Here is a 12,399-nt window from a genome sequence, read left to right as displayed (position 1 = left end):
CTCAAGTGATAGAAACCCAGATTAATAGGCCTCTATCAATTACGTCCTGCTTTAGCTGGACGAAAAAAAAACATCACCGTCCCCAGGCTTTAGCCAAATTGAAACTTTCAGTCTAAAACAATGCTTTTCTCTTTTGGCTAAAGCCGTTTGCTTATGCCATATTTTTATGAATGGGCTAAAGCACCATTCCTATTGATAACTTTTAGAATAAATTAGAGTAAAATTTAGGGGAAATGGGCTATTAAATGATTCCAAGTGATAAAAATCAATAAAATTTTAGGTAATCTACCCACAACTGAAAGCTTCCCTCCTGCTTGTCAGCCAAAATAAACCCGATTCTCTGAATGCCTTTCAGAACCTCAGGATCAATCCCCTGTTGCATGGTAGAACCCATTCTACTGATTTCAAAATCCTTAAGCGGAATGGTAAGGATTTCCCAATCTTCCTTGGTTGCACCAAACTTCACCCTGTACTTTGGTAGGTAAAATGGAGTGTCCTTTTCAATCAAAATTTCAAACTTTCGCTTGGTGTCTGATTTGAAGCGGATTTCACAATAGGTATAATCGGAAAGGTCATAATTGCCCAAAGCACTGCGAAGTGACACAAATCCACCATTGTTTTTCAAAGAAACATTTCCTTCAAAAATGATGGCATCGCCATCCAAATTCGCCTTGGACTGGGAAAGTCCACCCATGACACCATCATTGATAATTGACCACTTGCCAAAATCTTTTTTAGCTCCAAAATCAAATAGTAAAGGATCTTTCATCATCGAAGGATTAGCAAACAAAAATATATACAAGAACAACAACGACTGCTTCATATCTTGAAAAGTCAATATGACAACATTTTGTTTGAAATCTGAAAGAAATCAATCTTCCAAACATGGAATACCTTCTCGGGAATAGGGTCCAAAAGGAGGTATAATCCTGTACTGTTTGATCATTTCTGAAACATCCGCATCCTTCATCTGATAGGTCGGAGTATACCTGATTTGATCCCAATACAAGGTCCGGGGTTCCTTTGCCCTTAAATCTCCGGTTTCGGCCATCCAAGAATTGAGTTGGTCTCTCAATTCGGATTTGATGTTGGAAAATTCAGATTTTCCGGCAAGATTATTCAACTGGAAAGGGTCCGATGCCACATCATATAACTCTTCCTCAGGTCTTTGACCAAAGGTCAAATTGTAAAAATCAGGTTTTCCTGCTTTGGCTTTTCCTTTCATTTCCATGATCAGGAATTTGGTAATCGAATGATCCACATCTCCAAATTGACCAACGGACCGATGAACAGTCGGGTCACCGGCTGGCAATCGCTCGGGCATAGGATTCCAAATGTATAAGTATTGATGTGTTCTGACCGCTCTCATGGGATAGCTTTGGTCTCCTTTTCGGACATTGGCATGTCGCTCTCTTTCCAAAAACACTTCTGATTTACCTTCCTTATTTCCTGCTATCACTTCCCAAAAGGATTCTCCGCTCATGCTATCAGAATGCAAATCAGCCGCTTCCAAAAAACTGGGGGCAAAATCCACAAAATTGATAAAGTTATTGATGACAGTTCCTGCTTTGACTTTTTCAGGCCAACGGATGACCAAAGGCATCCTAGTTCCAAAATCATAGAGGTTGGCTTTGGCACGGGGAAAGGGCATGCCGTTATCACTTGTCATAACGACAATGGTATTATCCAATTCTCCTGCTTCATGAAGCATCTTGATAATTTGCCCACATTCCCTGTCAAAGCGCTCCACCTCAAAATAATAATCCAAAATATCATTTCTGACACAGTCAAGGTCCGGGAAAAATCCGGGTACAGGAACATCTTCCAATTTCATTCCGGTCTGAATTCCAGTATTGGGTACATATTCCCTGTGGGGATCCGAACTCCCAAACCAAAAGGTAAAAGGCTGACCTTCGGGCCTTTCTTCAAAGAATTCCTTAAAATCAGCATAAGCCTTCCCCGCAGGATTATGGGTTAAACCTGAGACCTGATAGTCCCCCGGTCCCCAACCTTTTCGGGTAGACCCTGAGAAATACCCTGCCTCTTCCATCAAACCCACATAAGTTGGGAATTGTGCAGGCCATTCGGGCCAAAGGTTACCCCCATCCTCATTTTGGTGCGGATACCTACCGTTCAGAATGGATGCACGCGAAGGAGAACAAGAAGGGGAAGCAGTATATGCATTCAAAAACAAAGCCCCCTCAGCTGCTAATTTATCAAAAGTAGGAGTCCGGACAACAGGATCCCCATAGACACCCGCATGTGGAAAGGACCAATCATCTGCGATCAAGAACAAAATGTTAGGCTTTCTATCCTGAGTAGGTTTTCCGTCAACATGAGGTGAAATTAGGAAAAGGAAAAGGAACAATATTTTCATAATTCAATCAGATTGGTTAAGAAGTTCAAATTAATAAAACATAAGATAGGAATTAACTTTATTATAAACTCTTCGTGCCTTTGGGTCTTTGTGGCTTAAGTATTGAAAATTACCACAAAGTCACGATGACACCAAGGTTCTCAAAAATGAAATCAATAAATTCAACCATCCCAAAAATCTCCCTTCTGCCATCTTTTAATAATTTTTCTATCCTACCTCAATTAAATTTTGTTTTTTTGCATGATTAAAAAATCAGCACCGCATAACTCAAACCAACAGGAATCTTGAAAATACTTACCATCGATATAGGAGGCACCAACATCAAAGTAAAAGTCAATAATGACGTAGAAAGAAGAAAAATCCCTTCCGGCAACTATATGACACCTGAAGTGATGGTTTCTTTGGTGATTGAGGCCACCAAAGATTGGGAATATGAAGTGATTTCAATAGGTTTTCCAGGAGTAATCAAAAAAGGAAAAATTGTTGTTGAACCAAAAAACCTGGGAGATGGCTGGCTGGGATTTGATTTTGAAAAAGCTTTTAACAAACCTGTAAAATTGATCAATGATGCAGCCATGCAGGCCTTGGGTTCATATCAAGGCGATACCATGTTATTTTTGGGATTGGGTACAGGATTAGGTTCAGCCCTCGTAGCCGAAGGAACAGTAGTGCCAATGGAGCTTGCACATTTGTCCTATCGAAAAGGGACTTTTGAAGATTATCTAGGGCTGAGGGGACTAGAAAGATTGGGACCTGAAAAATGGCAACAGCATGTCGAGGTAGTGGTTGGAAGATTCAAAAACGCATTTTTGCCTGATGATATCGTGTTGGGTGGAGGCAAATCAAAACTGCTTACAGAAATCCCCGAAAGATGCCGATTGGGTACCAACAACAATGCTTATTTGGGTGGCTTCAGATTGTGGGATGAACACTACCATTTGGGGTGAAAGGAAAACCTGAGATTTAAGGAAAACGCGGTTCAATCCAGACCAAAGTGAAACTGGTCAGCAATATCAGCAACCAAAAAATACTGGAAAGTTTATTCATTTCTGTAAACTCTGCTGAAAGTTTATCTCCCCTCCTGTCTTTAAGGAAGGCTTTCATTTGTTCGATTTTGCGAAAGTCATTGAGTTCAGCTGCACCGTAAATATAAATCCCAACAGTATCAGCCAAAGTTTGCCATCCTTCCGATTGTGGGGCCCAATTTGTTTTGGATTTTAATTCATTAACGGGATTTTTCTGCAAACCTAAACTGTCCCCATCCACTTTAATATAAGTCAAATGATTTATAGGGGATAGCAAATTGATCTCAGAAAATAACTGAGAAAAAACAGGCATTTGCACCTCAATTTTTTCATTTTGTGGTGGATTGATTGCTGATAAGGTCTCTTCCCAAATGGACGCATATTGCAGGGAATCTCCTGCTAGAGCAAATTGGTAGGTACTTTCCAATAAACTGACTGCTATTTTATTACCTTGAACAAATCCGATTGCTACAGCTCCATCATGGAGTAAGCCTAAGTTTGAACTTGAGTCAAAACTATAGGGAGCGGCCATTACACCGCTTTCTGTTTCACGAGGTTCATCCCCTACTTTCCTAAGTTTGAAATTGGTTTTAAATTGCTGATTGATCGCCAAGACATCTTTTTCAACATCATTGAGATTCAAAATCAACAGAGAGGTATTTCCACTTCCAAAAGCATCAGAGAGAGACTTATTGCTGATTTGACTGGGGTCAAGGATAAATACATCAGGAGACTGTTCGGCATTTTGACCACCCGCAGTTATCCTTCCGGCTTTGCTGACCTGAGTGGAGATTCGTGCCTTGTCTCCCCTTTTGACCAAATATTCCGTCAGCACCCTTCCTTCAGGATTGGGGAAACCAAACAGAAGCTGGTAGCTTACCGGAGTTGCAGGGTTGACAAAAAACCTTACTAAGGCCTTAACTTCTCCATTGATTCTTAATTCCAATTCATTCTGACCCATAATCAAAGCAGGAAATTTAAATTCAAAATTCGCTTCATCACCAGGTACTTCAACCTCCTGTTTTATATTTCCTGATTCAAGCAATTTGACTATTGAACCTGTAGCATCATGGATGCTTCCTTTGATTTTCTGCATTTGCCCATAACCAATCACACCATCCCAGGAAATGGTCGTAATTTGATTTTGCTTGTAGTCGGGAATCCAATGTAATTCGGTATCGGGCAAATTCAAAAGTTCAGTCAAACTATAAGTCTGTCCGAGTAGGTAGATTTTATTGGGATTGTGCTTCTGAAGATTGCTGATTGAACCTGACAAAGGAATATTTAAACTGTCCTGAATATCTTTAATTTCCAATTGAGTAAAACCATCAGGATATAGCAAGTATGAGGTTTCCGATTCCTTTTTTTCCCATGTAGGTTGTAGTAGAAAAAAAGTAAGCGTAGTAAATAAGATGGTATGTAAAATTGATTTTAATGCTTTTCGTTTGTGGGTATTCTGCCAAATAAAAACCAATTGAATGATCCAAAGTAAGACAAATCCTGCCAGGACTATGAAAAGAGTATTTCCAGATAGATAGGGTTCAAAAGTCATCATCTCAGATTTTCCCAGAAAGCTTTGGCTAGTTTTTGATTGGAAAGGGCATTTGGGTTATTTCTTCTTTCCCGATCTAAAAGACTTTGGAGTTTATTGGTAAGCAATACTTTTTCATCTTCCTCCATTTCGGAGGCGGCAAGTTTTTGAAGTAGCAGCAATGTATTCCAATCCTCCATACCGGAAGAACTTATTCTTTCTGTCCATAATTGCCTAAAATGTTGGATCACTTTTTGACCGTCAACAGTGATTTGAACCTGATTCAACATCCCCAGAATTCTGGAAGCCAGCATCGGGATTTCCGCTTGACTAACAGTCAGTTCTCTTGCGTAAAGAGTCTTGAGGTCTTTGCTTTCCCCTGTCAACCTTTTTTCTGCTTCTTTGATCGGAGGTGGGTCAAAGCCTGATTTTTTGACATAAACCCGTGATTTCTGTTGGACTGACTTCAGGTATTCCAAGGCCTTGTGCTGATATGGAAGTGCTTGTTCAGGTTCAAATAACCGCAGATGCAACTCTGACTGCCACATCATCTCCAATGCCATTTTCAACATGCTTCGGGTGGATTGTTCGTAAAGGGTGTTCATTTCCTCGGAATCATGATTGTGCAGGTAATCTTCCAACAAATTGGAAAGCTCATCATCTTCGTCATGCTCATGGTCGGCATGGTCATGTTCTCCGGCACCTGCAAGTTCCCCTACCTGTTGCTTAAGGATTTCCTGATTTTTTTCATGCTCTTCCTGATACTTTTGAAGTGCGGCATACCTGAATTTACTCAAAGCAGGCCCCCCTTCATTTTCTCCTTCCTGATCATGATTATGTATAAAGCTTTCGAGGATATTCCTTCCTTCAGCCGTATTCAGTGTCCCTCCCGGTGCATTGCTTTCGAATTCCTCTCCCAAATATTGTCCATAGCGCATTCTCAGCAATTTCTGTTCAAAGCCCAGTTCATTTGAATCTTCATTGAATTTTCGTTCGGCTATATCTTTTTTACTAGCCAGTAACTTCTCGGTATCAATGATAATCTGCCTTTGACTTCGAAAGTATTCCGGTAGCACATGAATCGCCATACTCTCCAATTGGGAATCGCTCATGCCTGTAGAGTCTACAAATTGGATAAAATAGGTATCTGACTTCGAAATATTGGTTTCCGGGAGCTTGTTGTCAATGGCCAACCAATAATAATACAACTCATCTCCAGGTTGAAAATCCAAAGCCGTCAAATCCATGGCGTGGGTAAGCTCTGCGGACTGAAAGTTATTCTTATCCAAACTGAATTTACTCTCCCTGAATTTGACATTCTCCCCGGAACCTCGAGCCAAAGTAGCAATCAGGTAAACCTTCCTTACCAAAAAATCATCTGATACTTTTGCCTTTACATTCAATTGTCTTGGGTCTTTATGAAAGTAATATTTGTATAGGTCCTTCTCCTCAGGAAGAATCAAAGGGGCTTTATCTCTGCTCAATTCCAATTTGTGAAAATCACTTTGAAATACCACTTCCCCATCATTTGAAGCCTTGATGGCATAAATACCCGAGTTTTCCAACCGATCAATGATCTGAAATCCTTTGGCATTTTTTTCCATTGGTACCTCTAATCCAAAACCATTCTGCAATACCACTTTATCAATATTCCCGGAATTAAAATCAATCGTCCAGGTCATCCTTGAACCCTCCAATGCTTTGATATCCAATTCTTGTTGGGAGATTGTTTTTTGTCCAGTATAGGATGGGGGTTGGATTTCAACTTTTACCGATTGCAATAAGACTTCCTCAATTTCTGCTATAGTTTGAAAGGTGGTAGGAACTGAATTTGAAGGACTTACTTTTTCCGACTTTAAATTCAAATCCATTAAACTCATCCCAAAAATCCCTGTAGAAACCAACATAAAAAGGAAAGCTGGCAAAACGCTTTGGCCGAATACTAATGGTACTTTTTTGCTTCTGAATTGGGATTCAAGCCTTTTGAGTTGTAGGAGATCAGCGACGTTTTTGTTTTCCTTGTCCAAAATATCCAAGCTGTATTCCAACTCAGGATAGTGCAGATGGAGTGTGTTTATGGCTTTTTCCCTGTCCTGTTTTAACATTCCAAAATAGACAGCAAAAAGCATTGTCGACAAGATTCCAACCACCACTGCAAGTCCAATACCCTGGAAAATGGTCAGATATAAAAACACCATTCCAATACCAATACTCAGGCCTTTGAGCAAGGCATTGAGTTGGAACTGCAACTGCGTCTTTTTTATCAGGTTTTCGAGGTTTCTCATAAACGGGACTTATTGGACAAAACTCTTTCCACTATCAATACCAACAAAAACAACAACCATAAGATTTCAAAGGTATTGGCTTGATTAGTTTTTTGGTCAAGGTCAAGAAAATGGAATCTGCTTTGAATTTGAGTTTCATTCAAGCGAATATCCTCTCCCCTCATTTCCAGAAAATCCAACAGGTCAGTCATAATCTGTTCAGGAATTTCTTCATAAGCTTCCATCGATAAAGCCCCCCTTTCAAATGCCCTGAGATGATAAAAATTATCAAACTGTGCCTGTTCAAAATCTCCGATTTTCCAATAAATCCTATCAGGCTTGGGGTCAATCATAGACCTATCAGTGAAATGTAATTGTGCATCCTCTTCTTCCGAAAGATTGAATTCCAAATTGTAGACTTCTTGAATAGATTTCAAAGAAGCTTCTATTATCTCAGCATGTTTCTCACTTTTCAAATCTATGTAATAATTAAAGGATGAGTCATATACTTGTCCTGAATTCAATATGGGTTTATCACTTATTTCAATTTGATTTAGTTCATTGATAAACAGTATTTTATTACCATTCAATTGAATCAAATTATTGATATTTTTTGACGAGGAAAATTGAGCTACATGAAGTGTCGGCATAACTGAAACCGGATAAAAAAACGATGCAAATGAACTTTCGTTTCCACTGAGGTAAAGATGGATTTCTTCCGGCATTTCCTCTTTTTGAGTGAGGAGATTCCCAAATCGAACAGGCTCATTTTTAGATTCCATTGTAAATTGATCAAGGTCCCCAAGCCTATTTTGATCCTGATCCAATAAAAAAACCTCCTCCCCATTATTGAGCGCTTGCTGCAACTCAAATCTGAATTCGGACAAAATTTCTCCTGACGGTTCGACCAAATGGAGGACCCTTTTCTCATCATCCTTATCGAGCTTGTCCCAAAACAATTTGGCCAATATCAGCAACAACAAAGTCAGCAGGATTAACCTCAGCATCAACAATAACCACTGTTCAAATTTGATATGCCTGACCGGTTTGTTTTCATTTTCTTTCAGAAATCTGGATGCTGCCCAAGCTATTTTAATTCCTTGTCTGCCATTCCACAAATGGATCAAAACCGGAATACCCAATGCAATCAGACCCCACAGTATGGCTGGATTTAGAAATTCCATTTAAGCAAATTGTTTGTTTGAAAGAGATCGGAAAATCAATTCAGCGATAGGTTCAGCCAAAGAAGCACGCAACATGGTGACTCCCTGAAGTTGAAATGTTGTGTCAAGTTGATTCAAATAAGATTGTATCGACTGATTGTAATCCTTCATCAAATCCATGGCCTCAGCATGGAAGGTATGCCCGCTTTCCAAATCTTCAAAACGGATATTTCCACTCATCTCCATCTGCATTTCCTGTTGCCCTAAAATTTGATAAAGCAAAATTTCCTTATTGGGGTGGATCATGGATTTGACCAATGCTTCCCATTCCCTTTCTTCCTGCAAAAAGTCAGACACCATCATGATCATCTCTTTTTCCCTGCTTTTGAGTGTAGGGAAGTCCTTGAAGTCATTTTGCCATTTTCCTTTGGCCTCAGCTTTCTCCAAATGATAAAGTACGGATTGAAAGCTTTTGGCGCCTGGTGCAACTACCTGAACGATGTCACCATGCTGTAAAAAATAAAGTGAAATGTTGTCTCCTTGGAGAAAAGCAATATAAGCCAATGAAGCCATTAAGATTTTGGCATAAGTTAACCTATTGATGCCTTCTTCCTCATAATTCATAGAACCTGATAAGTCCAATATCAACTTCAAATGAAAGTTGCTTTCAATCGGTGATTCTTTGATCTGATATTTTTCCGAGCGGGCAAATAATTTCCAATCAATGCGTTTGAGATCATCCCCGGGTTCATAATGCCGGTATTGCTCAAACTCTGCCCCATATCCTATTCTTTTACCCACATGGGAACCTTGCCTGAGTTTGTCAGAAATCACCTTCGCAGCCAATTGCAGGTTGTTGAGTTTGATAATTTCAAGATGTTCGGCAGATTTATCCAATGGCTACAGCATTAATAATTTCCTGAATGATCTGATCCCCATTGACTTTTTCGGCTTCGGCTCTAAAATGCAGTGCCAATCGATGTCTCAAAACCGGGAAAGCCAAAACTTTGATATCCTCGGGGGTTATAGAAAACCTTCCTTTGATCAAAGCCCTGGCTTTGGCACAAAGTATCAAGGCCTGACCGGCCCTTGGCCCTGCCCCCCACTCCACATAATTCTTCACCAATTGGACTTTACTGGTATCAGGTCGCGTTTCACGTACCAAAAGATTGATTTTCTGCATCAGATCTGCATCCAAATGAACTTGTCGCGTCAGTTCCTGAAGCTTTTTGATTTCTAAACCTGAGAATACAGCCTGCAATTCCTCATGGGCTGAACCTGTTGTTCTTTCCAAGACTTCCAATTCTTCCCTTTCATTGGGGTAACCCAATTTGATATATAAGAGAAACCTGTCCATTTGCGCCTCAGGCAATGGATAAGTACCTGACTGCTCAATGGGGTTTTGTGTGGCGATGATCAGAAACGGGTCAGGGAGGATATGGATATTTCCGGCATAAGTCACCTTTTTTTCCTGCATGGCTTCCAAAAGTGCCGCTTGGGTTTTGGGAGGCGTCCGGTTGATTTCATCTGCCAAAACCAAATTGGAGAAAATCGGACCTCGATTAAACTGAAAAAATCGCTTGCCTGTACTGTGGTCTTCTTCCAGTATTTCGGTCCCCAAGATATCCCCCGGCATCAAATCAGGGGTAAACTGAATCCGTTTGAACTGTAAATCCATTGCTTTGGCCAAAGTTTGTACCATCAGGGTCTTGGCCAGTCCGGGAACACCTTCCAACAGACAATGTCCTCCCGCCAAAAGGGTGATCAAAACTTCCTCCACCGCTTCCTCCTGTCCCACGATCACCTTTTGGATCTCTTTTTTCAAAAGCGGCAATTTATCCAGAAGGGTACTATATTCTTCTATTACTGTATTTTCCAAGATTCATTCAGGTTAATGCATAAACAATAATATTCACTCCAAACTTGGTATTGTCTTCTCTTAGAAAACGCTTGTTTCTAAAATCGTAATCCCATTCACAACCGTAATCCTTGTTGCTGTAAAGTACTCCTATGCGGCCATTGATCATAATGGCTTTAAGGTAATCATGTACCAAATCATCCCCCCAACCATTCAGTTCAAATGAGGTCGTGGGTGGCCCATCTTCGAATTCAAAGAAACAAGAATAAATTTCATGGTCATTTGGGATTTTCCGAAGGGCATCTTTACCAAAAATCACCGCCATCTCCTCCTCAAAGGACTTGGCAAATAAGCCATCGATATCATGGTTGCAGTCATCTGCAAAGAGAAAACCTCCATTTTGGATATAGGTTTTGAGATTTTTTCTTTCACTTTCTGAAAAGGAAACCAACCTATGTCCACTCAGGTAACAAAAGGGGGATTTGAATATTTCCTTGCTACCGATTTCCACAATTCGCTCCTGTTCCTCAATCGGAATAGTAGTATACTCCACCAAGGAATTGAGCAGATTGACGGGCATACGCTGATCAGTATCCCAATTGCCGGAATTGTATTTGATACGGGTAAAGAAAAAGGACTGCATGAATGAGTATGAATTTATCCTTTATCCTGCCAGTTACTATCTTGTTTTAGAATGGGACGGAAGACAGAAGACGGAAGACGGAAGAAGCGTACTATATTCTTCAAACTCTATTTTCTTGAGTTGAGTTTATTGAAGTAATATTTGAAATAAGCATAAAATTACTTTCCCTGAATATTTAATTCCGGGAAAGTAATTTAATTGGCTTGATTTTAAACCGCATCGGAAAGACTGGTGAAGGTAAAGTCCCTGATTTTCATGGGCGGAATCATATTGCCTCCAGCTCTTTGGGGTTTGCCCAAAGACTCGATATTGTTGAGCATGATGACAGGACTCTCGTTGAACCTGAAGTTTTTGACAGGAAATTTGATCTGTCCATCTTCAATGTAGAAAGTGCCATCTCTGGTCAGACCAGTGTAAAGCAAGGTTTGTGGATCGACACCTCTGATATACCAAAATCGGGTTACCAAAACTCCTCTTTGTGTACTTTTGATCATATCTGCCAGAGAATCATTCCCCCCTTCAAAGATGATTCCGTTTGGCCTACCCACAGGTTCTACGCCTTGTTTTTCGGCCCAAAATCTGGAGTAAAACATATTTTTTACTGCTCCATTTTCCACCCAAACTGTTTTCACACTGGGCAAGCCTTCGTTATTCCAAGGTCTGCCCGGTAATTCCGGATGCATGGGGTCTGAATAAATATTGACACGCTCGTCGAATAATTTCTCTCCGAGTCGGGTGCCTCCTCCTTTTTTGCTCAGAAAGCTTCTACCCTCATCCGCACTTCTTGCATCCATCCCAAAAGCCAATAACCTCATCAGGTCATTTGCCGCCGTAGGTTCAAGAATTACGGTGTACTTTCCAGGTTCAATCGCCTGGGCAGTACTAGATGCCTGGGCTTTTTGAGCAGATATTTCAGTGACTCCTTTAGCATCCAAGAGACCTGCATCGTTGAAATCCCTGATGGCATAGCCTGAACCTGTACCATCAGCGGTTCGGACGGTTACAGAGAAATCCACAGAAGTGTTTTTGTTGTAGCCAAACATTCCTTTGCTGTTTCCCATGGCAACAAAACCTGAGAAATCTTCCAAATAACCTGCAGCTGTTAAATTTCCTTTGTTGGAAACTTCGATGCTGTCCATGGCTACCTTTGCACGATAATCCGGATTGATGGCATTGGTTCTTTCAGCAAAATTATCTGTTTCGGGAAAATTCTGTGGACCCAGCATGGGCATATACTCGGGATTTTCAGGTGCCAGCTTGGCGATTTCCTGAGATCTTTCCACTGCTTTTTTTAATGAAACATCATCCAGTTCATTGATAGAACTTGATCCTGATCTTTTGCCATAAACCGAGGTAATACTTAGAGAGATTTCATTGGACTCGCCACTTGTATTGACCGTATTACGGGCATAACGAATATTGCCAGTCCTACCTCCTGAAACACTTACCGAAGTCTCATCGGCTGTGGCATAGGAAAGGACTTTATCTATAATTGCTTTTGCTTCTTCTTTTGATAAAATAGCCATTTGAATTGCTTT

10 protein-coding genes are annotated in these 12,399 nt (G+C 40.5%); 1 reads left to right on the top strand and 9 read right to left on the bottom strand.

The features are described 5' to 3' along the window. Positions 1-265: 265 nt before the first annotated feature. Together HMJ38_RS11645 and HMJ38_RS11640 are read right to left on the bottom strand one after the other, a co-directional pair. Entirely contained in the window at positions 266-772 is a 507-nt protein-coding gene (locus tag HMJ38_RS11645) for a CIA30 family protein (protein WP_228780017.1), read from the bottom strand. A gap of 99 nt (positions 773-871) precedes the next feature. Then, positions 872-2,377: a sulfatase family protein gene (locus tag HMJ38_RS11640; protein WP_194974577.1), complete on the bottom strand. Its 1,506-nt coding sequence runs from the start codon at positions 2,375-2,377 to the stop codon at positions 872-874. 284 nt (positions 2,378-2,661) lie between these two features. Here HMJ38_RS11640 and HMJ38_RS11635 point away from each other — a divergent pair, with 284 nt between their 5' ends. Then, positions 2,662-3,324, top strand: coding sequence for an ROK family protein (locus tag HMJ38_RS11635; RefSeq protein ID WP_194974576.1), 663 nt, complete (start codon positions 2,662-2,664; stop codon positions 3,322-3,324). A gap of 16 nt (positions 3,325-3,340) precedes the next feature. Here the strand turns inward: HMJ38_RS11635 and HMJ38_RS11630 are convergent, their stop codons facing one another. The 7 genes from HMJ38_RS11630 to HMJ38_RS11600 form a co-directional block, all read right to left on the bottom strand. After that, on the bottom strand, positions 3,341-4,957 hold the full coding sequence (locus tag HMJ38_RS11630; protein WP_194974575.1) for a hypothetical protein: 1,617 nt from the start codon (positions 4,955-4,957) through the stop codon (positions 3,341-3,343). Then, a complete protein-coding gene (locus HMJ38_RS11625) occupies positions 4,954-7,218 on the bottom strand; it encodes a hypothetical protein (protein ID WP_194974574.1) in 2,265 nt (754 codons plus the stop codon). The genes HMJ38_RS11630 and HMJ38_RS11625 overlap by 4 nt, the downstream gene beginning before the upstream one ends. Next, positions 7,215-8,381 carry a BatA domain-containing protein gene (locus HMJ38_RS11620; RefSeq protein ID WP_194974573.1) on the bottom strand — a complete coding sequence of 389 codons (1,167 nt, stop codon included), beginning with the start codon at positions 8,379-8,381 and terminating at the stop codon, positions 7,215-7,217. Before HMJ38_RS11620 ends, HMJ38_RS11625 begins: the two co-directional genes overlap by 4 nt. Continuing rightward, positions 8,382-9,257 carry a DUF58 domain-containing protein gene (locus HMJ38_RS11615; RefSeq protein WP_194974572.1) on the bottom strand — a complete coding sequence of 292 codons (876 nt, stop codon included), beginning with the start codon at positions 9,255-9,257 and terminating at the stop codon, positions 8,382-8,384. Further along, positions 9,250-10,239, bottom strand: coding sequence for an AAA family ATPase (locus HMJ38_RS11610; RefSeq protein ID WP_194974571.1), 990 nt, complete (start codon positions 10,237-10,239; stop codon positions 9,250-9,252). The genes HMJ38_RS11615 and HMJ38_RS11610 overlap by 8 nt, the downstream gene beginning before the upstream one ends. Before the next feature lie 7 nt (positions 10,240-10,246). Further along, positions 10,247-10,861 carry a DUF4159 domain-containing protein gene (locus tag HMJ38_RS11605; protein ID WP_194974570.1) on the bottom strand — a complete coding sequence of 205 codons (615 nt, stop codon included), beginning with the start codon at positions 10,859-10,861 and terminating at the stop codon, positions 10,247-10,249. 209 nt (positions 10,862-11,070) lie between these two features. Then, positions 11,071-12,387: a TldD/PmbA family protein gene (locus tag HMJ38_RS11600; RefSeq protein WP_194974569.1), complete on the bottom strand. Its 1,317-nt coding sequence runs from the start codon at positions 12,385-12,387 to the stop codon at positions 11,071-11,073. Positions 12,388-12,399: the final 12 nt, after the last annotated feature.

Origin of the sequence: Aquiflexum lacus, from assembly GCF_015476655.1 — a bacterium.
Classification (GTDB): Bacteria; Bacteroidota; Bacteroidia; order Cytophagales; family Cyclobacteriaceae; genus Aquiflexum; species Aquiflexum lacus.
This window is presented reverse-complemented; position numbering and strand designations above follow the sequence as displayed.

Bases quoted from the DNA above. Each gene is read 5' to 3' on its own strand.
- HMJ38_RS11640 (WP_194974577.1), bottom strand. From the start codon at position 2,377: ATGAAAATATTGTTCCTTTTCCTTTTCCTAATTTCACCTCATGTTGAC.
- HMJ38_RS11605 (WP_194974570.1), bottom strand. From the start codon at position 10,861: ATGCAGTCCTTTTTCTTTACCCGTATCAAATACAATTCCGGCAATTGG.
- HMJ38_RS11620 (WP_194974573.1), bottom strand. From the start codon at position 8,381: ATGGAATTTCTAAATCCAGCCATACTGTGGGGTCTGATTGCATTGGGT.
- HMJ38_RS11600 (WP_194974569.1), bottom strand. From the start codon at position 12,387: ATGGCTATTTTATCAAAAGAAGAAGCAAAAGCAATTATAGATAAAGTC.
- HMJ38_RS11630 (WP_194974575.1), bottom strand. From the start codon at position 4,957: ATGATGACTTTTGAACCCTATCTATCTGGAAATACTCTTTTCATAGTC.
- HMJ38_RS11625 (WP_194974574.1), bottom strand. From the start codon at position 7,218: ATGAGAAACCTCGAAAACCTGATAAAAAAGACGCAGTTGCAGTTCCAA.
- HMJ38_RS11645 (WP_228780017.1), bottom strand. From the start codon at position 772: ATGATGAAAGATCCTTTACTATTTGATTTTGGAGCTAAAAAAGATTTT.